General features: G+C 54.9%; 18 protein-coding genes. 12 read left to right on the plus strand and 6 right to left on the minus strand.

Going from position 1 to position 19,711, the window contains the following annotated elements:
- Positions 1-80: 80 nt before the first annotated feature.
- From ACR0AM_RS13515 to ACR0AM_RS13525, 3 genes are all read right to left on the minus strand, one after another.
- Positions 81-782 (minus strand): response regulator transcription factor, encoded by a 702-nt coding sequence (locus ACR0AM_RS13515; RefSeq protein WP_480477238.1) that lies wholly within the window; start codon positions 780-782, stop codon positions 81-83.
- Complete coding sequence (locus tag ACR0AM_RS13520) at positions 782-2,677, minus strand: PAS-domain containing protein (protein WP_480519938.1); 1,896 nt, start codon at positions 2,675-2,677, stop codon at positions 782-784. Before ACR0AM_RS13520 ends, ACR0AM_RS13515 begins: the two co-directional genes overlap by 1 nt.
- 201 nt (positions 2,678-2,878) lie before the next feature.
- Entirely contained in the window at positions 2,879-4,417 is a 1,539-nt protein-coding gene (locus tag ACR0AM_RS13525; RefSeq protein ID WP_480519936.1) for an alkaline phosphatase family protein, read from the minus strand.
- Positions 4,418-4,679: 262 nt separating this feature from the next.
- Here ACR0AM_RS13525 and ACR0AM_RS13530 point away from each other — a divergent pair, with 262 nt between their 5' ends.
- The 4 genes from ACR0AM_RS13530 to ACR0AM_RS13545 are packed head-to-tail and all read left to right on the plus strand — an operon-like array spanning position 4,680 to position 8,596.
- Positions 4,680-5,804, plus strand: a complete 1,125-nt coding sequence (locus ACR0AM_RS13530) for an ABC transporter permease (RefSeq protein ID WP_480519934.1) — start codon at positions 4,680-4,682, stop codon at positions 5,802-5,804.
- 1 nt (position 5,805) lies between these two features.
- A complete protein-coding gene (locus ACR0AM_RS13535) occupies positions 5,806-6,621 on the plus strand; it encodes an ABC transporter ATP-binding protein (protein ID WP_480519932.1) in 816 nt (271 codons plus the stop codon).
- Between the two features lie 5 nt (positions 6,622-6,626).
- Positions 6,627-7,943, plus strand: coding sequence for an MlaD family protein (locus ACR0AM_RS13540; protein WP_480487477.1), 1,317 nt, complete (start codon positions 6,627-6,629; stop codon positions 7,941-7,943).
- Positions 7,940-8,596: an ABC-type transport auxiliary lipoprotein family protein gene (locus ACR0AM_RS13545; RefSeq protein WP_480483711.1), complete on the plus strand. Its 657-nt coding sequence runs from the start codon at positions 7,940-7,942 to the stop codon at positions 8,594-8,596. The genes ACR0AM_RS13540 and ACR0AM_RS13545 overlap by 4 nt, the downstream gene beginning before the upstream one ends.
- Positions 8,597-8,681: 85 nt before the next feature.
- On the opposite strand, the gene ACR0AM_RS13550 is transcribed toward ACR0AM_RS13545, so the two are convergent.
- Positions 8,682-10,262, minus strand: coding sequence for an FMN-binding glutamate synthase family protein (locus tag ACR0AM_RS13550; protein ID WP_480623172.1), 1,581 nt, complete (start codon positions 10,260-10,262; stop codon positions 8,682-8,684).
- A gap of 251 nt (positions 10,263-10,513) precedes the next feature.
- On the opposite strand from ACR0AM_RS13550, the gene ACR0AM_RS13555 reads away from it, so the two are divergent.
- Together ACR0AM_RS13555 and crcB are read left to right on the plus strand one after the other, a co-directional pair.
- Positions 10,514-10,882 carry a fluoride efflux transporter FluC gene (locus ACR0AM_RS13555; RefSeq protein WP_480623173.1) on the plus strand — a complete coding sequence of 123 codons (369 nt, stop codon included), beginning with the start codon at positions 10,514-10,516 and terminating at the stop codon, positions 10,880-10,882.
- Positions 10,879-11,241, plus strand: coding sequence for a fluoride efflux transporter CrcB (crcB, locus tag ACR0AM_RS13560; protein ID WP_480519924.1), 363 nt, complete (start codon positions 10,879-10,881; stop codon positions 11,239-11,241). The genes ACR0AM_RS13555 and crcB overlap by 4 nt, the downstream gene beginning before the upstream one ends.
- Before the next feature lie 200 nt (positions 11,242-11,441).
- On the opposite strand, the gene ACR0AM_RS13565 is transcribed toward crcB, so the two are convergent.
- On the minus strand, positions 11,442-12,059 hold the full coding sequence (locus tag ACR0AM_RS13565) for a TetR/AcrR family transcriptional regulator (protein ID WP_480554930.1): 618 nt from the start codon (positions 12,057-12,059) through the stop codon (positions 11,442-11,444).
- A gap of 145 nt (positions 12,060-12,204) precedes the next feature.
- Between ACR0AM_RS13565 and ACR0AM_RS13570 the strand changes: the two genes are divergently transcribed.
- The 5 genes from ACR0AM_RS13570 (at position 12,205) to mtnA (ending at position 17,200) form a co-directional block, all read left to right on the plus strand.
- Positions 12,205-13,134: an AEC family transporter gene (locus tag ACR0AM_RS13570; protein WP_480623174.1), complete on the plus strand. Its 930-nt coding sequence runs from the start codon at positions 12,205-12,207 to the stop codon at positions 13,132-13,134.
- Positions 13,135-13,236: 102 nt separating this feature from the next.
- On the plus strand, positions 13,237-14,070 hold the full coding sequence (fghA, locus tag ACR0AM_RS13575; protein ID WP_480623175.1) for an S-formylglutathione hydrolase: 834 nt from the start codon (positions 13,237-13,239) through the stop codon (positions 14,068-14,070).
- Between the two features lie 3 nt (positions 14,071-14,073).
- The gene (gene sthA / locus ACR0AM_RS13580) at positions 14,074-15,531 is read left to right on the plus strand and encodes a Si-specific NAD(P)(+) transhydrogenase (RefSeq protein WP_480623176.1); all 1,458 of its coding nucleotides are present in this window, start codon (positions 14,074-14,076) and stop codon (positions 15,529-15,531) included.
- Positions 15,528-15,983, plus strand: a complete 456-nt coding sequence (locus ACR0AM_RS13585; protein ID WP_480623177.1) for a YaiI/YqxD family protein — start codon at positions 15,528-15,530, stop codon at positions 15,981-15,983. Before sthA ends, ACR0AM_RS13585 begins: the two co-directional genes overlap by 4 nt.
- Positions 15,984-16,105: 122 nt before the next feature.
- Positions 16,106-17,200, plus strand: coding sequence for an S-methyl-5-thioribose-1-phosphate isomerase (mtnA, locus tag ACR0AM_RS13590; protein WP_480623178.1), 1,095 nt, complete (start codon positions 16,106-16,108; stop codon positions 17,198-17,200).
- A 62-nt stretch (positions 17,201-17,262) separates the two neighbouring features.
- On the opposite strand, the gene ACR0AM_RS13595 is transcribed toward mtnA, so the two are convergent.
- Entirely contained in the window at positions 17,263-18,498 is a 1,236-nt protein-coding gene (locus ACR0AM_RS13595) for an MFS transporter (protein ID WP_480623179.1), read from the minus strand.
- Between the two features lie 149 nt (positions 18,499-18,647).
- On the opposite strand from ACR0AM_RS13595, the gene zapE reads away from it, so the two are divergent.
- Positions 18,648-19,706 (plus strand): cell division protein ZapE, encoded by a 1,059-nt coding sequence (zapE, locus tag ACR0AM_RS13600; RefSeq protein ID WP_480483700.1) that lies wholly within the window; start codon positions 18,648-18,650, stop codon positions 19,704-19,706.
- The last annotated feature ends 5 nt before the right edge of the window (positions 19,707-19,711 follow it).

Raw genomic sequence — 19,711 nt, forward strand, 5'->3', positions numbered from 1 at the left:
TACAGTGTTTTTCTATCAACATCGCCTGACGCAGAGGGCGGAAAGAAATTCAGGTTCGCAATCTGCCCACCAGGGGGTCACTATTTCCAGTCGACATCCCCCAGGAAAATATACCCGGCACCGTAAATCGTTTTGATCAGGCGCGGATTTTTGGGGTCTTCACCAAGTTTCGTACGCAACCTGGAGATTCTGACATCCATAGCACGATCAAAGCTGTCGCCCGCTGCACCGCCCAAGGACTCCTGCATCTGCCCCCTGCTGATCAGCCGCTTGGGGCTTTCCAGAAACAGACGCAAAACCTCGCCTTCAGCATGGCTGAAAGGTGTTTCAGTCCCTGACCCGTCTTCCAGAACATACCGATCAAAATGCGCAATCCAGCCGTTGAATTCCGCCCTATCCGATTGTGAAGTCCTACCGCGCGGCGCGCGCAATCTGGCCCGGACCCGGGCGACGACCTCTGTCGGGTCAAACGGCTTGGTAATATAGTCATCCGCGCCAAGCTCCAGTCCTGTCACACGGTCCTGAACCTGTGCCCGGCCGGAAATAATGATCACTGCTGCACCCTGTTCCAGCGCCAAGCGATGAACTAGCGCCAGCCCGTCGGTATCTGGTAAAGACAGGTCCACAAGGCAAACATCAGGGGTTACTCGATTAAGGGCTGCTTCAAACTCTCTGGCACGGGAAAAACTCTGCGTCCGGAAACCGGCATCTTCCAGTGCATCCGTCAGAATGCGCCGTATCTCGGGTTCGTCGTCGAGAATGGTCACCAGTGGTTGCGACATCAGGCGGCCTCGGTTTGGATCAGAGCAGACAATTGAGCCTGTGAGAACGGTTTACGCAAAACAGGTGCCAGGGCAAGCGCCCGTTGATGCAGCGGATCTGAATTTGGCAGAGATGTCATAAGGATAAGCGGCAACCCCGGTTTCAACTGTTCAAGGATGTCCAAGCCTGTACCGTGTCCTTCCAGACGGATATCCGACAAGACCAGCGAAATGTCCTTCACACTCGATATCAAGGCCAGTGCTTCATCAACTGAATTTGCTTCAATGACAGTAAAGCCCAAATCCACCAGCATGTCCCTAAACTGCCCGCGCAGGTCTTCGCTGTCTTCAACCAACAGTACCAATCCACCCTGAGCCGGAGGAGCGGGCCGAAAAGGCAAACGCATGACAACTGAGGCCCCAGATGGTGTATTTCTTAGATTCAGATCGCCACCGGCAAGCTTGACCGTATCATAAACCATCGGCAGACCCAGTCCTGACCCGTCGCTCCCTTTTGTTGTGAAAAACGGGTTCAGTGCCTTTTCTAGCGCCTCGGGTGAAAACCCCGGCCCGGTGTCGGAAACCGTGACTTCGATCCAGATCTCACCTATGGCATGTGCACTGATTGTGATTTGACCCGTGCTCCCGCAGGCATCCCGGGCATTCAGGACCAAATTCAAAAGCGCATCCTGAACCATACCCGGATCAAGCATCAATGTTTGTTTTGGCAAGGTGTTTACGACGGACAGGCCCACACCGCGAGGCAGTGAGGGTGTCGCCAGAATCCTCAGGTCTTCCAACAATCCCCCGATGTCCGTTGCCTGCGGTTGCGGCGTTCGGTTTCCAGTCATGTCGGCGATCCGGTTCAGCAGCTGCCCGCCCCGGCGCGCGGTTTGTTGAGTTGCGGCCACAAGTTCCTGCGCGCCATCCGGCAAATCCATCTTGTCGAGGCGGGACTGCATCCCCAGGATGATAGTGAGCAGATTGGAAAAGTCATGGGCAAGCCCGCTGGTCATCTGGGCTGCCATCGCCCGGCGGCGGGTTTGCTGTAATGCAACGCGTGCCTGTGTCTCTTCGGTGATGTCCACCGACATCACGTACACACCCCCTGCCCCATCCGGCGTAAACGAAACCCGGATGCGTCGGGAATCCTGATCTTCGGTGAACTCGAAAACCGACGGCTCTCCGCTATAGGCCTTAAACAAATGGGCCTGAACCCGTTCAAAGGCGGTCGCACCCAGCGCTTCAGAAATGTGAAGCCCCAGAATATCGGACGGACGCCCAGGCATGACGGCGCTCAGGCGACGGTTCGAGTAATCGTATCGGCCGTCGCTGTCCAAATGCGCAATATGAGCCGGCATCATCTCGGTCACCATACGAGTACGGGCTTCGATTTCGGTCAATTCCCGCTTGGCCTCTTCCAGCGCCGCGATCGTGGCCGCAAGTTTGCGATTGGTTGCGGACAGTTCTTCCGCGTGGCTCAGCAACTGTTCCGACAGTTCCTCTGACCGCGCGCGCAACAGGTTTTCCGCCCGCCGCGTTCCGGTGATATCGGTGTAGACCGCGACCCACCCGCCTTGTGGCAGCGGTGCGCCTTCAATTGAAACAACCTGCCCATTGGGACGCACGCGCTCCATGTAGTGAGGCTCAAACGCCAAGGCTTGCTGAACCCGCAGATTGACCATTTCCTCGACACTTTCATCGTCGCCATACTCACCGCGACTGGCAAGAAAGTGGATCGTATCCCGAAACAAAGCACCCCTTTGAACAAGCTCGTCCGGCAAACCGAACATTTCCTGGAAACGGCGATTGCTGAGCACCAGTTGCAATTTGCTGTCATAAATGGAAAGCGCCTGACCTATCAGGTTCAGCCCGGCGGTCGTCATCGCCTTGATACGCTTTTCCGTTATGTCCAAGTTCGTCTTCTCCTCGGCTCATGCCTAGCATCTGAAACCATGCACGGGTAGTGGAATTGAGGGGAGGCGTTTCGGACCCTGTCTTCGTTCAATTGCTTTTTGCAATCCGGGAGTGCACAAAGCAAAATACTTCGACACACCCGCCCGTGACCGAGCATCCGGTACAGGCAGAATAGATGAACGTTGACAATAAACCGCGTTCTAAGATGTGTATCTGGGACAGGATTTTGCGCCTTCAGATGTGATCGAGTGCAAGGACAATGTGTGGTCCATATTTTTCATCCGGTGGCGCAACATCTGTCGGCCTAACCGTGCGAGATCTGTTGCAAAATCCGGATTCTCCGCGACATTCTCAAATTCGCCCTTACCTTGATGGTCGAACAGGATCGGGGGCAGGTCGGCAGCGAACTCGACCAGGGTGAACCGTTCATCCCGCAATATTCCCAAACACGAGTCGCTGTTACCGGTCCCCAATTCTTGCTGCCATAACGTCGGGTTTTCAGGTTCTGAGAAATCAAGTTCGCTGAAAGAATAGTCGCGCCAATCGTCTGGGATATTACCCCGCAACAATGGCAGCAAGGACCGTCCATCCATAGCGTTCGGAACAGCCTGTCCAATCCAGTCCAATATGGTTGGTGTGACATCCACAGACTCGGTTGGAACGGTGATCTTGCTTCCCGCCATAGCTTCATTCCCGGGCAAACGGATCATCAGCGGTGTGTGATACGCCGCATCGTAGACCGTCATCTTGCCCCAGCTGTGTCGATCCCCCAGCATTTCACCATGATCGGCGGTGATAACCAGCAGTGTATCGTCGTATTGCCCGCTGTCCTTCAGGTACTGGACAACACGACCGATGTGGTGATCAACCTCTGTTGCCAGGCCAAGATATATAGCACGCAAAGTGCGATTGTTTTCGTCCGTAGGTTCAACGTCATCAAAACCGTGAACGAATTTTTTCGCGCTATAGGTATCCAGCTTTGGTCCGAAGAACGGATGCAGCGCTTTTTCTGCTGCTGCGCTCGGCAAGCAGTGCGGCAGAGGGATGTCCGCCGGGTCATACATGTCATTGTAGGGGGCCGGTGCGACCAACGGCGGATGCGGGCGGATATAGGTCAAATGGGCGAACCAACCCTTTCCACGATGAGGCGCGATTCCGTCCAGAAAGGCATCGGTCAGAAAGGCTGTATCGCTGTCTTCTGCCCGATACAGCGCGGGATCATTCAGCCGCGGGTGTCCACCATCGGGCGAAACGGGCTTGTAGACGTCCCAGTACTTTTCGAATTGATACCCCTTTTTCATCAGATGGGCTTGCCATGGATATGATTCTTCAAGGCGCATTTCGACAACTTCAACGAACCCGGTCATCGACTGTTCGTAAGACTTGAGGTCAGGGTCATTGGGATCATGGACGCGCGGATCGGCGGAGGTATCTGTGTACCCAAACAACATTGGCAAGTAACCAGCTTTGCGCATTTCCGTGGCAATGTTCGGGGTATCGTGTCGCAACGGCGTTCCGTTTCTAACCGACCGATGATTCATCGCATATTGGCCGGTCAGAATCGATGCTCGCGAGGGACCGCAGGGATTGGTGACCGAGAAATGGCGGGTAAAGGTCACGGCCTCATCCATAAAAGCCCGCAAATTCGGAAGGTTCACATGGTCTGCCAAGGCCCCGGACAGGCAATCCGCTCTGAGTTGATCGATGATGACAAACAAGACGTTCTTGGTCTGATGCATACCGACTTCTCCGATTCCGCGCCGTAATAAAATAAACAACGCGGAATGTGTATTGCTTCCCGCCATAGCGCAACCGATTTGTCGGTCGGACAAAGGCGTATTATCCCGACAAAGTTGCTGTGCGATAACTTCTGGTAAGCACCTGTTCAGCATAGCTCCAATGCGACGGTCGGCGTGACGTCAAGGCCATCCGGCGCGGCAAAAAGATGTTCAATGGCACAAAGCCATTGCGGTCATTGAATGTTTCACTTCACATGACCTCATGACGCAGCCTTCGATAATCTCAGAACACGATTCCAGCGGTACTCGTGTACGCATATCCGGAGAGCTGCTCACGCAATCGCTGCAAACCGTTGAACAAGGTTTTGCCTCTGTCCGCCCAACCGGAGACAGGCTTGTTCTCGATCTGTCCGAGGTCGAAGCCCTGGATACCGGCGGTGCCTGGCTGATCGCGGACCTTGGCAAACGCTTCACGTCGCAAGGTGCAACACTTGAATTTCAAGGGGTGAAACCGGCACATGCCACTCTGATAGATACTGTAACCCGCAGCATACCCGACGAACCCGGTGAACTTGATAAACCGCGAAGTCTGTTGGATTTGATCGCACAAATGGGTCACATCACCGTAGGTGCCTGGCGGGATACGCTTTCCATCCTCGAATTTCTGGGTCTGACACTGCATCGGCTGTTTCGTACCATTGTTATGCCATGGCGACTGCGCAAGGCAGCGCTGGTCACACACATGGAAGAGACCGGGTTCAAAGCACTGCCAATCGTGGCCCTTATGGGATTTCTGATCGGTGTAGTACTGGCCTTTCAGGGCGCAACCCAGTTGAAGCAATTTGGAGCTGAGATATTCGTTGTCGAACTGATCTCGATCTCGGTTCTGCGTGAATTGGGCATATTGTTGACGGCAATTATTGTTGCCGGGCGCTCGGGTTCTGCATTCACCGCATCTATCGGTTCGATGAAAGTGCAGGAAGAAATCGACGCAATGCGAACACTGGGTCTGGACCCGATCGAAGTTCTGGTCATTCCCCGCGTTTTGGCCTTGTTGATCATGTTGCCCATACTGGGTTTTGTCGCCGATATCGCGGGTCTGTTTGGTGGCGCATTGATGAGCTGGATCGACCTGGGTGTAAGCCCCGGCATGTTTCTTACTCGCTTGAAGGAAAACACCGACGTCTGGCAATTGGCGGTCGGTCTTATCAAAGCTCCGTTCTTTGCGCTCGTTATTGGCGTTATTGCCTGCTGGCAGGCAATGCAGGTCAAAGGGTCCGCCCAAAGTGTCGGTCAACGTACGACAGCATCAGTTGTTCAATCCATTTTCATGGTGATCGCAATCGACGCTTTGTTTTCGATCTTCTTCTCAGAGATCGGAATATGACATGACCGGGGATACACCACAGCCATCAGTCGCCACAACTAAAGACCGTGAGGCTGTCATTCGTGTAAGCGGGCTCCGAACTCAGTTCGGTACCCAGGTGGTACACGAAAACCTGAATCTTGATGTCTGGAAGGGAGAAGTTCTGGGAATCGTTGGCGGGTCGGGCACCGGTAAATCCGTATTACTCAGAACTATCGTAGGGCTGAACAAACCCGCCGCCGGAGAAATCGAGGTGCTGGGCGTCGATGTTCTGAATGGCCCAGAGGATGACCGCCGCAGGATCGAACGCCGCTGGGGTGTTGCCTTTCAGGACGGGGCACTGTTTTCGTCATTGACCGTGCTGCAAAACGTGATGGCTCCGTTGCGGGAACACACAGGTCTCAGCGAAAAACTAATGGAGTCTCTGGGTGCATTGAAGATTAGCCTCGTGGGTCTGCCACAGCTGAGTTGCGGCAAGTTTCCGTCAGAACTGTCGGGTGGCATGCGCAAGCGCGCTGCGCTGGCTCGGGCGCTGGCCCTTGACCCCGAGATCGTTTTTCTGGACGAACCAACCGCAGGATTGGACCCGATCGGCGCAGCCGCGTATGATGAACTGATCGGTGAGTTACAGCAGGCACTTGGGTTGACCGTTTTCATGGTCACCCATGATTTGGACAGTCTTTACGCGATCTGCGACCGCGTTGCAGTGCTTGCAGAAAAGCGCGTACTGGTTGAAGGTCCGATTGAGGACATGACCAAGGTCGACCATCCTTGGGTACAGGAATACTTCACAGGCCCCCGCGCCCGCGCGGCGCAACAGAAGGGGCAAAACAGGTAAAAGCAATGGAAACCCGGGCGAACTATATCCTGATCGGCGCGTTTACCCTTGCGGGGTTGTTGGGCGCATTCGGCTTTTTCCTGTGGCTCGCCAAGTTTGAGATCACGCGCCAATACGCTTATTACGATGTACTATTTGACAATGTCGCAGGTCTGTCGGCAGCCGGCGGCGTGAACTTCAACGGCCTGCCGGTCGGGCAGGTCGTTTCCTTGCAACTGGATGAAAATGATCCGTCAAAGGTTCGGGTGCGGATCGAAGTGGACGCAGACATTCCGATAACCAATGAGACAATCGCGCAGCTTCAGTCACTTGGCGTGACCGGTGTTGGCTATGTTGAACTGACCGGCGGATCGGCTAACGCTGAACGATTGCCACAAAAGAGTGTTATCAAGAGCAAACGCAGCGCAATTCAATCCCTGTTCGAAGGCGCGCCAAAAGTTCTGGATGAAGCCGTGACACTTTTGGAAAACCTGAACAAAGTCGTCGATGATAAAAACCGGGAAGCTGTGAGCGGTATTCTGGACAATCTTGCTTCGGCTACGGGTAAACTGGACAAGACACTGACAAGTTTTGAATCCGTCGCAAATGACATCGGCAGCGCTGCGCAGGATATTGGCGCGTTTTCAAAGCGGCTGGACCCACTGATCGAAACTGCGCAAACAACGCTCAAGACCGGCACGGAAACATTGGAAGCCGTCAAAACGGCATCCGGGTCCGCCAAAACGGCGCTGGACGAAGCTAAAACAACCCTTCAGACGGCGGACCGCATTTTGCAGCAGGACGTGAAGCCTTTCATCGAGCGAGGCTCGCAACTGGCTGAACGATTGACCGTTCTGTCTGATGAAGGCAGCATCACCCTTGGAATTGTAAACGAAACCGTGATGAACGCCAATACGACGCTTGGTTCGATTACTACGGCCATGGAGTCCGCCAAGGGGGCGCTGGCTTCGGCAGAATCCGCTTTTGACTCTGCAAATCGTGTCATGGAGGAAGACGTGGCACCTGTTGCGGAAGATGTCCGGAAGGCGGCCAATCAGGTGACTGAAACTGTCGCGGGCATAACGGAAAAGATCGACCAGATCTCGGACGACGTCCTGAGCGCGTCAAATTCCGCGTCCGAATTGCTGGGAACCATCGACGGCATTGTTCAGAGCAACCGCCGACAAGTGTCAGACTTCCTGCGGGTCGGGTTGCCTCAGTTTGTTCGTTTCATCGAAGAATCCCAGCGTCTTGTTATCAGTCTGGATCGCCTCGTAGACAAAGTTGAACGCGATCCGGCACGTTTCCTTCTGGGCACCCAAGCATCGGAGTTCCGTCAATGATCAAGCCTGCACTTGCAATGTTGATGGTCGCGTTGTTTGGCGGCTGCGCTGGTCTGGGCACGTTGCAACAAGCGGCGAAACCAAATGATTTGTATCTGCTGACCCCAAAAAGCACGTTTTCCTCCGCACTGCCCAGGATTGAAAAGCAGATCGTCGTTCAGGAACCCACGGCAACTGCCGCAGTGAACACGGACCAGATTGCCATTCAGCCCACCTCGTTGCAGGTTCAATATTTGCCCCGCGCCCGCTGGGTGGATCGCGCGCCCTTGATCGTTCAAACCTTGTTGGTTGAAAGCTTTGAGAACTCGGGCAAAGTCGCAGCTGTTGGACGCTCAACCGTTGGCCTGCGGGCCGATTATGTAATAGCCCCGGACCTTCGAGAGTTTCAGGGGGTCGTGATCGAAAATACCGAGAACGGAGCCAATATTCGCGTCGAAGTTCGTATTAACATCAAGGTGATCGACGAATACGAAGATAAAATCGTTGCATCCAGCTCGTTCCAGGAAAACGTCGTGGCGGCAAGCGATCAGACGCCGGATCTGATCAACGCGTTTGACCTGGCGTTGGGGCGCGCGATGAGAGATTCTGTTGAATGGAGCATTCGCAAGATCAATACCCACGTGGCAAACAACCCGCGATCCATTCCCAGATAACGAAAGTTGCATAAGACGGCGGAAAAAGCGGGCAACTACGGCCGCGCTTTCACATGACCAATCATCGCGCTACCCAATGTGGTTTTCAGAATTGTGCGGCCGAAGCTCGGTTCCAATCATCTGCAAATTCTTCGGGAATGTCGTCCTTTAACAAGGCACCGTCCTCCAGATAAATATAAAGCTCGGCATAGGTACGCTCATGCTCGTCCGCAGTTCGGCGCAGGATATCACGGGGATGTAACTCGGACGCTTTTTCCTTGCCCATCGCGCCCAAAAGCTCGCGGAAACTTTCCAGTGTGGCATCGTGATAGCGATGAACACGCCGGCGTTTCTGCGGCACATTCACGGCGCGCCCGCGGATGGGATCTTGTGTAGCCACCCCTGACGGACAACGGTTTGTGTTGCAATGCAATGCCTGGATGCAACCCACCGCAAACATCATCGCGCGCGCAGAGTTGCACATGTCGGCACCAAGCGCCAACTTCTCGACCATGTCATAACCGGTCGCCACTTTTCCGGAACAGATGATCCGAATCTTGTCACGCACTCCGACACCGCGCAAACAGTTGCTGACAAAGATCAAGGCTTCGTTCAGGGGCATACCCAACCGGTTGGTGAATTCCACCGGGGCTGCGCCCGTGCCCCCTTCTGCCCCGTCGATTGTGATGAAATCCGGCAAGATACCCGTTTCAAGCATTGCTTTACAGATCGCCATGAATTCGGACGGCCTGCCGATGCACAGCTTGAACCCGACAGGTTTGCCGCCTGACATTTCTCGCAGGTGCTGGACAAAATGCATCAAACCTGTGGGCCCATCGAAGGCACTATGGGTGGGCGGAGAAATCACATCCTGATGTTCGGGCACACCACGTATCTCGGCAATCTCAGCATCAACTTTGGCAGCAGGCAGAACACCGCCATGGGCGGGCTTTGCACCTTGAGACAGCTTGATCTCAATAGCCTTGACCACGTCCCTTCCTGCCTTTTCGGCAAACTTGTCCTTGTCAAATCCACCAGCAGGGGTCCGGCACCCGAAGTAACCCGTCCCGATCTGCCAGATGATGTCCCCGCCTTCGGCCAGATGATGCGGTGACAGCCCACCCTCTCCGGTGTTATGCGCGAACCCCCCATCCTTGGCTCCTCCGTTCAGCGCGCGGATGGCATTGGCACTGAGCGCGCCAAAGCTCATGGCAGACACATTAAGGCGTGAGGCGCTGTAAGGTTGCGTACATTGCGGACCCCCCAGCATTATGCGTTCTTCACTTTTGTCTACATGTTTGGGGGCTAGTGAGTGGTTGGCGCGATGATACCCGGTTTCGGTAATGTCGTATTGCGTGCCGAACGCCTGTGTGTCCACCTGCCCCTTGGCCCGAGAATAAACCAGCCCTCGGACAATCCTGTTGAAAGGCCGTCCGCTTTCGTTGGTTTCCACAAAATATTGGCGAATTTCCGGGCTTACAAATTCCAGCATGTACCGGAAATGCCCAAGAACCGGATAATTGTTCAGGACGTTATGTTTGGTCGTCAGAACATCATAAAGACCGATGATCGCGTACGGCACCAAAATGATCAGAAGCCAAAGCGCAGGCGACCAGAAGAACCCAAGGATCAGAACCAACGGCAGACAGACACAGCTCAGAAAAAAGAAAATTCTGCGTACAATCATGTTCCAAACTCCTTGTGTTTCTATTGGGCTGATGAGCCATGCTGTCAGAACTCAACGTGAAACAGATTGAAATTTTATTTCAAGTGCCCGCGGAAAAATGTCTGCTGAGGGACGTAAACGTGAAATCATGTTACGAACCGCCCAACTGTTGAACCCAATGCAACCAGCGGATAAATCACGCGAACCGGACGACAAAGGGCCGATCCTTGGCAAACACTCAATCCCATCTCTGGCGTGAACGAAAAAGCGTGATGTTTCTGTCCGTCTTCGTCGGTGGGGCGCTTGGGTCGTTGATGCGTGAGGCGTTTGCACTAGAAATCCCCGGCCTCAGCTTTCTCACCTCGACCTTCGGCATCAACGTGACCGCCTGTTTTGTTCTGGGCTGGCTGTATTCAGTGCGCAATAAAGTGCACGCGCATGTTCTGCACCTTGGCGCCGTCGGATTTTGCGGCGGATTGTCGACCTTCTCATCTTTTGTTGCTGATCTTGAACGTATGGCCGAAGGCGGCCTATGGGTAACGTCCCTGGCAATCGGGCTGGAAGTTTCATTTGGCCTTGCGGCCGCGCTGATTGGCGAAAGCCTTGGTCGTCATTTTCACTCTGAAAAGTCGTCGTCATGAGCGAATTGTATCTTCATTCCATGTTCGCGTTGGGTGGGGGTCTGGGGGCCGTGATGCGCCATTGGCTGGCGCTGAAAATTCGGCACGATCTGCCACTGGCAACCTTGCTCGTAAATGTGTTGGGCAGCTTGTTGCTGGGGATCTGGGTGGGGTACTTGGGAGGTCCTGTAGACATAGCCGAGGACCAAAAACGCCTTGTTTTCGGGTTTTGCGGCGGTTTTACAACCTTCTCCAGCTTTGCCTACCAATCGCTCGAGCTTCACCGCGAACGCACATTGTTTTTGGCAGCAGGCAATATTCTGTTCAGCCTTGCTCTGTGCTGGTTCGCTTTCTGGCTTGGCCTGCTGCTAACGCGCTGAAGCGCACCAAGCCGGGCAACAAGCTCGAACACTGATTTGCTTTTCTTTCCGACCTACGTTGGGTCCCAAGCCACGCCAACGCTTTGACAAATAAAGAGTTTGAAAAGACTTATCGCAGTAAGCTGAACTGCATCGAGTGTTCTGGTGTGTGAGCAATGGCCTGTGCCCTTGACCCGGACATGGGCCATTTCTTAATCGGATCAGACCCCATAACGGGCAAGAAACATATCCACGGCTTGTGTCGCCACTTCGGTGATTTCTTCTTTGCTGAACGAATTCTGAATTCCAAATGCGGCCCGGGTCCAGATTCTTACCTTGCAAAGCTCGGAGAACTGCTCAGCCGCGATATAAACATCTTCAATCGCCAACTCACCTTTGGCCACGGCTTTTTCAAGATATTCCGCCATTTGACGCTGGCCATTTTGCGGCCCCGCTTCATAAAATGCGCGGCCAAGTTCCGGAAACCGGTCCCGTTCGGCAACACAAATCCGGAAAACTTGCTGCGCGAAATCTGAAACCAGAAACGCCGTCAATTGCGTGGCCGCGATCATCAGTACTTCGCGGGCGGGTTTGGTCTCGTCAATCATCGCGATGATCCGTTCAGCCATCAGGCAGCATTCCGTTTGCGCAACTTCCATGAACAAAAGACGCTTGTCCGGGAAATAGCTGTACAAGGTTGCTTTTGACACCCCAGCCGCGCGTGCAATATCATCCACGCTTGCGCCCTCGAATCCATCCGCCATGAAAACCTCTCGGGCCCCGCGCAAAACCTGATCGAACTTTCGGCCTGTGCGCAGGATGGTGGCGGTCTGGGTCATGTCATCTCCTTGAGCAATACCTGACACAGTTTATAAACCGTTCGGTTCAGGTACAAGGATTCTCGTATTTCGCTAATATCTGACAATGCTCTCATTGTGCCGCAGGTCTCTTGCGACGGTTTCAAACCGTGTTAGGACTTGGCCCATGGCCGATATCTTTTTGCGTACTCTTCCCTTTTTTGCGATCATCGGCCTTGGCTTTTGGGCTGGGCGCACACGGTTCTTTACGGCCGAAGCAACCGCATATCTGACCAAGTTCGTGTTCTTCTTCGCACTGTCGGCAATGCTTTTTCGATTTGCGGCGACTCTGCCATTTGCAGAGATTTTTAACGCAAGACTGATCTTCGGTTACCTCATAGGCACCGCCGCTGTTTATGGCATAGCCACTTGCGTAGCGTGGATTCGCGGCCTTGAAGTGCCGACTTCGGCGGTTGAAGCACAATGCGCTGCCATTGGAAACGTTGGCTTTCTTGGCCTGCCAATGCTCGCGCTGCTGTTCACCGAAGCAGCTATTGGCCCGGTTATGCTGGTTCTGACCGTAGATCTGGTTGTATTCTCGTCTCTGATCGTGATCCTGATCAACGGTGGGCGTGACGGAAGGCTGACGCCAGCCACTTTCAAACTGATTGGAATGGGTCTGCTCAAGAACCCGATGATTGTCTCGATCTCTGCCGGGCTCGTCTGGTCATCCCTGCAAATCCCGGTTCCCGATCCGCTGAACAGCTTTCTGACCATTCTCGGTGGTGCCGCTACCCCCGGAGCGCTTTTTGCAATCGGCGCGTCCCTGGCTGGCAAATCCGCAGAAAGAATTCAGATCGCAGCCTGGTTGAGTTTCTGCAAGCTGGTGCTCCACCCACTTTTCGTGGCAATCGCCCTGATCTGGCTGATCCCGGTCGAAACATTCCCGGCAAGCGTTGCAATTGCGGCGTCCGCTCTGCCCGTAGCAGGAAATGTCTATATGTTGGCCGCGCATTACGGCATTGCCCCACAGCGCGCCTCGGCTGCTATTTTGCTGTCGACGCTCGTCAGCATTGTCACAATACCGCTTGTTATTGCGACTCTAGGAACTCCCTGACCTTCACCTTTTTAAAAATACTCACTCCAAAGGCACTCGGACTTTACGCCGGGTCCGTGGATCGTTAGCCATGTTGCGACTCTAGAATAAGGACGATGCCTGATGGAAACCCTTTCGGAAAATGCCTGTTTCGGCGGAGTGCAAGGCGTGTATCGCCATGCTTCGTCGGCATGCCAATGCGACATGACGTTTGGCCTTTTTCTTCCGACCGAGGCGAAAGATGGCCCGGTTCCGATTCTGTGGTATCTGTCTGGTCTGACCTGCACTCATGAAAACGCGATGACAAAAGCCGGCGCACAGGCGTGGGCTGCGGAACAGGGTATTGCAGTGGTGTTTCCCGACACTTCGCCACGCGGTGAAGGTGTTGCGGATCACGACGACTACGATTTGGGCCAGGGCGCTGGGTTCTACGTGAACGCCACGCACGAGCCTTGGGCACCGCATTTCCGGATGTGGGATTACATTGCCGACGAATTGCCCGCCTTGCTGTTCGAAAACTTTGCCATCGACAGCGAACGTCAGGCCATAACCGGTCATTCCATGGGCGGGCATGGTGCATTGACACTGGCCATGAACCTTCCGGGACGGTACCGCTCGGTTTCGGCCTTTGCGCCCATCTCGAACCCGACGGGTGCAGACTGGGGGCGCAAACAGCTTGGCGCGTATCTGGGGGATGATAAATCCCTTTGGGCCAAACACGATGCTTCCCTGTTGATGAAGGAAACCGGTTTCGACGGTCCCGTCCTGATCGATACGGGCAGCAATGATCAGTTCATGGACCTGCTGCGCCCCGAAACGCTTGCCCAAGCCATCGCTGAGCGTCGCCAGCAAGCAACCTTCCGCCTCCAGTCAGGGTATGACCATTCGTACTTCTTCGTATCTACCTTCATGGAAGACCACATCGTTTTCCACGCCGAAGCGCTGTACGGAGACTGAGGTATGAGCAAATACGACTATGATCTGGTCATCATCGGATCCGGGCCTTCGGGGCGTTCCGCTGCCATTCAGGCTGGCAAGCTCAAGCGACGGGTTCTGGTGATCGACCGCAAAGACCGTTTTGGTGGGGTATCCGTTCACACCGGAACAATCCCATCCAAGACATTGCGTGAAACGGTTCTGAATCTGTCGGGCTGGCGCGAGCGCAGCTTTTATGGCCGTTCCTATCGGGTCAAAGACCAGATCCGCGCCGAGGATCTGAAAGCCCGCCTGCACATGACCCTTGATCACGAGGTCGACGTGCTGGAACATCAATTCAACCGGAACCATGTCGATACGTTGAACGGTCTGGCAAGGTTCATTGGACCGCACGAAGTGGAAGTCGCCACTGATGCTGGCGAGACTACCCGAATAACAGCGGCCAAGTTTCTGATTGCTACGGGAACCAAAACTTATCGCCCCGATTATGTTCCGTTCAACGGCAAGACAGTGGTTGATGGCGACGAATTTCTGGAAATGGCAGAAATCCCGCGTTCACTGGTTGTTATCGGTGCCGGGGTCATTGGGGTCGAATACGCCACGATGTTCTCGGCGCTGGACGTTCGGGTTACGCTGATCGAGCCGCGGGATACGTTTCTGGACTTCATCGACTGCCGCTTGATCCATGATTTCACCCATCAAATCCGCGAAAACGGTGTTGATCTGCGGTTGGGATCGGCTGTCGAAAAGATTGAAGATGCGGGCGAGCACGTCGAAGTGACCCTAGAAAACGGGCGCCACGTGCGGGCGGAGATGCTGCTTTTTGCAGCCGGGCGCATGGGCGCAACATCGAAACTCAATCTGGATTCTGTCGGACTGGAAACCGATCACCGCAACCGGATCAAGGTAGACCGCAAGACATATCAGACCGCTGTTCCGCATATCTATGCGACCGGTGATGTGATCGGCCACCCTTCGCTGGCTTCTACTTCACTGCAGCAAGGGCGCGTGGCTGCCTGCCATGCGCTTGAGACACCTACACTGCCGGAAAGCCCATGGTACCCCTATGGCATCTACTCTGTTCCCGAAATTTCCACCTGCGGCATGTCCGAGGAAGAACTTCAGGAGCGCAGCATACCCTATGAGGTCGGCGTTGCCCGATTCCGCGAGACCTCACGAGGGCATATCATGGGTTTGGAACACGGCATGCTGAAGATGCTGTTTTCGCTGAAGACCCGCCGTGTCTTGGGCGTGCAGATTGTGGGCGAAGGTGCGACCGAACTGATCCACATTGCTCAGGCGGTGCTGAACCTGAAGGGCACTGTCGATTACTTCGTTCAAAACACGTTCAACTATCCAACTCTGGCCGAGGCTTACAAGATCGCCGGGCTGGATGCTTTCAACCGGATGCCGATCCCGGAGGAATTCAAGGTGCGGAAGAAACCTGCAGAACCGGAGAAAAAAGAGGCCAAAAAGGCGTGACAACGCTCTATGTCGATGGCGATGCCTGCCCTGTAAAGGCCGAGGCCGAACGGGTTTCTACGCGACACAAGGTGCCAATGGCACTGGTGTCGAATGGCGGTCTTCGACCGTCAGCAAACCCGCTTGTACAGGTCATTGTGGTCTCGGAAGGTGCTGATGAAGCGGACAAATGGATTGCAGAACGCTGTGGCGCAGGGGATGTAGTTGTTACCTCCGATATCCCTCTGGCCGCGAAATGCGTCGCAGCGGGTGCCCAAGTTTTGCGCCCGAACGGCGAAGCTTTTACGGCAGCGAACATAGGCCAGCAATTGGCAATGCGTGATTTGATGGCTGACCTGCGGGCCGCCAATCCGCTGGGGGCCGGAGGCGGCGGCCGACCATTCAGCAAAGCAGATCGTTCAAGGTTTCTGGATGCGTTAGAGCGGGAACTTCGCGCAGCGACCCGAGGATAAGTGCAATCATCGGCAAGCTAAAATGCGAGCCTGCAACCAGAAACGCCCGTTTACAAGCCCGCTGAAAGAACGCAGGCTGCGAAAGACTTCTGATCAGGCTATTCGCAAACGGAGACCGAATTATGAAAGTACAGGGTGCTCATTACCGGTCAATTTGGTGGGACAAATCGGCAGGTGAGGTTCGGATTATCGACCAGCGATGGCTGCCCCATGACTTTCGGGTGGTTACCCTGAAAACGCTGGATGAATTTGCGACAGCGATCCGCGACATGTGGGTCAGGGGTGCGCCACTGATTGGTGCAACAGCCGCGTTTGGAATTGCCGAACAGATGTCCCGTGACAGCTCTGACGCTTCGTTCGACGCCGCATATGACGTATTGCACGCGACCCGGCCAACGGCAATAAACCTGCGATGGGCCTTGGACAGATGCCGCGACTCGCTGATGCCACTTGCCCCAAGTGATCGTGCTGAACGGGCCTGGGCACTGGCACAGGAGGTTGCAGACGAAGATGTTGAGATCAATGCCTCGATAGGTCGCCACGGGCTGCAACTGATCAAGGAAATTGCAGCCCGAAAGCCCGCAGGTGAACCGGTCCGGCTATTGACGCATTGCAACGCCGGATGGCTGGCAACGGTGGATTGGGGAACGGCGACAAGCCCAATGTATCATGCGCATGACGCGGGCATTCCGCTTCATGTCTGGGTGGATGAGACCCGACCGCGTAATCAGGGGGCGCTGACATCCTGGGAGCTTAGTGAACACGGCATTCCCCATCGTTACATCGTGGACAATGCAGGCGGTCACCTGATGCAACATGGTTTGGTTGACGCGGTCATCACCGGTACAGACCGGACCACGGCACAAGGCGATGTCTGCAACAAAATCGGTACCTACCTGAAAGCCTTGGCGGCGCGGGACAACGGGGTTCCGTTTTATGTCGCCCTACCCTCGCCCACGATTGACTGGACGGTTCGGGATGGAGTGTCGGAAACACCGATCGAGGAACGTGATACAAAAGAAGTGACCCATGTCGTGGGCGTGGACGGCCAAGGGGATATTGCCGATGTTCGCGTCACCCCGAACGGTACGGAGGGTGGCAATCCTGCCTTTGATGTCACACCAAACCGGCTGGTGACGGGGCTTATTACCGAGCGTGGCGTCTGTGCCGCCTCTGCCGAAGGCCTTGCCGGTTTGTTTCCGGACCGAGCCGGCTAGATTTACACCCCACGCGGCATGACCGCTGGCACGCTCACATAGTTCGAGAGCGAAACGTCACCTCAGGCAGGGACTGCCAGACGGTTCTCTCGGATCGGTAGATGAACGATGGCGCTGAAAGCCCCTATTGCCACACCGATCCACCAGACAAGGGCATAGTCACCATATTGGTCATACATACGTCCCCCCAGCCAGACGCCCAGGAAACTGCCAACCTGATGGCTGAAGAAGATTATGCCATAGAGTGTTCCCATGTAACGCAGACCATAGAGGTGCGCGACAAGACCCGACGTAAGCGGAACGGTGGCCAGCCAAAGTGACCCCATCACCAGCGAGAATGTAATAACGGACAACGGCGTTATCGGGAAAATGATGAACAACGCCGCAGCAAGCGTCCGACCGGCATAGACCGAGGCCAGCAGATATTTCTTGGGATAATGATTGCCAGCCCAGCCCGCCAAAAGGGTCCCGGCGATATTGGCCAAACCAATCAGTGAAATCGATACCGCGCCAAGTGCGGACGTGGATGTGATGCCGATGGAATGCAGCACGCTGCCGGGTTGGATCGGGCCGCACATTTCGGTCACGAATGCGGGGAAGTGAGCCGTGATAAATCCCAGCTGGTAACCGCAGCTGAAAAATCCAATAAATATCAAAGCGTAAGAGGGGTCTCGGAACGCCTTGCCCAGAATTTCGCCCATGCTTTCTTGCAAAGCTGTCTTTGAATCTAGCTGAGGCGCCCGCATGAAGGGCAAGGTCAATATTAGTGCAAGAATTGCAGCGGCAAACACGACGAAGACCTGTTGCCAGGGCAGGAATGACAACAACCACTCAGCCGTCGGCGCGCCCAAAACCTGTCCGAAACTGCCCGCCGCTGTAACGACGGCCAGCGACATGGACCGATTTTCATCAGAGGACGCACGACCGACCACAGCCAAAACCACGCCGAACCCGGTTCCAGCAATGCCAAACCCCACCAGCCACGCATAAACCTGATGCTCGAGCGGTGTGACGGACCAAGCCGACAGAACCAGACCAGCAGCATAGGTCAAGGCGCCGAGGATAATGGCCTTTCGGTCTCCTACTTTCTCAGCGATAGCTGCAAAGATCGGTTGACCGATGCCCCAAGCCAGATTCTGGATTGCAATCGCCAATGAGAAATCCGTGCGCAGCCAGCCAAATTCACTGGCGATCGGAATCTGAAACACGCCGAAAGACGCGCGCACGGCAAAGCTGACTGTGATGATGATGCATCCAACGATCAGGATCGGGTTCAACATGCGGGTGGATTGCGGCATAGAGACCTCGGGTAGCTTGGTCCGACGGACCGTACTGGATTTACGGGTTGCGTCAATTCAACAGATTTGCGGTCACGGATAAGCAAATTTGATACGTCAGGGAAAAGGCTTCTTTTCAACGGGCTGGGTCATGGGTAAGGCTCTGGGTCATGACGGATCTGATTTCGCACTACGAAGCCCGCGTCGAGGATGGAACTCTGACGCGTGACGACGCTCAAGAAGCCGTGTTGCCCCAGTTTGAGCGCATCCGTGCGGCACTGGCCGAGCCGGTTAAACGAGGGTTTTTCCGCAAGGCTCCGCCTCCGCCTAAAGGCCTATACCTGTGGGGTGGCGTCGGACGTGGAAAATCGATGCTGATGGACATGTTCGTCGACACGCTGGGTGAAGTCCCCGCACGGCGCGTTCACTTTCATGCCTTCATGCAGGAAATCCATGCCGGAATGCACAAGGCCCGGAAAGAGAACGTCGAAGATGCTCTGGCACCCGTGGCAAAGGAGGTGGTGAAATCCGTCCGCCTGCTGGCCTTCGACGAGATGCAGATCACTGACATTACGGATGCGATGATCGTCGGCCGTTTGTTTGACCTGCTGCATGAAGGTGGCGTTGTTGTCGTGACCACGTCGAACAGGCATCCGGACGCGCTGTATAAGGATGGGTTGAACCGGCAATTGTTCCTGCCTTTTATTGCCCATATCAAAGACCAGTTGCAGGTATGGGAACTGGTATCGCCCACGGATTACCGTCAGAACAGATTAGAGGGGGCTCCGGTCTATTTTGCACCCATCGGACCAGAAGCGCGGCAGAAATTACGGGATGTCTGGAAAGATCTTGCAGGCGGACCTGCCGATCCGTTGATATTGCAGGTCAAAGGACGCGCCGTCGAACTGCCCGCATTTCGCAACGGGGTTGCACGGGCTTCGTTTTATGACCTGTGTGGCCGGATGCTGGGACCGGCGGACTATCTGGCTATTGCAGAAGCAATTAAAGTGTTGGTGCTTGAGGATATCCCCCGTTTGTCGAGAAATAACTTCAATGAAGCCAAGCGCTTTGTCATCCTGATAGATGCGCTCTACGAGGCAAAAGTTCGGTTGATCTGCTCGGCTGCGGCGGAACCCGAGATGTTGTATGTCGAAGGAGAAGGCACCTTTGAGTTTGAGCGTACTGCATCGCGCCTGCGGGAAATGCAGGACCAGAACTGGGGGAAGTAGGGGCT

This window comes from Ruegeria sp. AD9 (genome assembly GCF_056542305.1).

What these genes read in the sequence shown, in the direction of transcription:
- ACR0AM_RS13565 (WP_480554930.1), bottom strand. Translation starts at nt 12,059, where the DNA reads ATGACCCAGACCGCCACCATCCTGCGCACAGGCCGAAAGTTCGATCAG.
- ACR0AM_RS13595 (WP_480623179.1), bottom strand. Translation starts at nt 18,498, where the DNA reads ATGCCGCAATCCACCCGCATGTTGAACCCGATCCTGATCGTTGGATGC.
- ACR0AM_RS13555 (WP_480623173.1), top strand. Translation starts at nt 10,514, where the DNA reads ATGTTTCTGTCCGTCTTCGTCGGTGGGGCGCTTGGGTCGTTGATGCGT.
- mtnA (WP_480623178.1), top strand. Translation starts at nt 16,106, where the DNA reads ATGAAAGTACAGGGTGCTCATTACCGGTCAATTTGGTGGGACAAATCG.
- ACR0AM_RS13540 (WP_480487477.1), top strand. Translation starts at nt 6,627, where the DNA reads ATGGAAACCCGGGCGAACTATATCCTGATCGGCGCGTTTACCCTTGCG.
- sthA (WP_480623176.1), top strand. Translation starts at nt 14,074, where the DNA reads ATGAGCAAATACGACTATGATCTGGTCATCATCGGATCCGGGCCTTCG.
- ACR0AM_RS13550 (WP_480623172.1), bottom strand. Translation starts at nt 10,262, where the DNA reads ATGATTGTACGCAGAATTTTCTTTTTTCTGAGCTGTGTCTGTCTGCCG.
- fghA (WP_480623175.1), top strand. Translation starts at nt 13,237, where the DNA reads ATGGAAACCCTTTCGGAAAATGCCTGTTTCGGCGGAGTGCAAGGCGTG.
- ACR0AM_RS13515 (WP_480477238.1), bottom strand. Translation starts at nt 782, where the DNA reads ATGTCGCAACCACTGGTGACCATTCTCGACGACGAACCCGAGATACGG.
- ACR0AM_RS13535 (WP_480519932.1), top strand. Translation starts at nt 5,806, where the DNA reads ATGACCGGGGATACACCACAGCCATCAGTCGCCACAACTAAAGACCGT.
- ACR0AM_RS13545 (WP_480483711.1), top strand. Translation starts at nt 7,940, where the DNA reads ATGATCAAGCCTGCACTTGCAATGTTGATGGTCGCGTTGTTTGGCGGC.
- ACR0AM_RS13570 (WP_480623174.1), top strand. Translation starts at nt 12,205, where the DNA reads ATGGCCGATATCTTTTTGCGTACTCTTCCCTTTTTTGCGATCATCGGC.
- crcB (WP_480519924.1), top strand. Translation starts at nt 10,879, where the DNA reads ATGAGCGAATTGTATCTTCATTCCATGTTCGCGTTGGGTGGGGGTCTG.
- ACR0AM_RS13525 (WP_480519936.1), bottom strand. Translation starts at nt 4,417, where the DNA reads ATGCATCAGACCAAGAACGTCTTGTTTGTCATCATCGATCAACTCAGA.
- zapE (WP_480483700.1), top strand. Translation starts at nt 18,648, where the DNA reads ATGACGGATCTGATTTCGCACTACGAAGCCCGCGTCGAGGATGGAACT.
- ACR0AM_RS13530 (WP_480519934.1), top strand. Translation starts at nt 4,680, where the DNA reads ATGACGCAGCCTTCGATAATCTCAGAACACGATTCCAGCGGTACTCGT.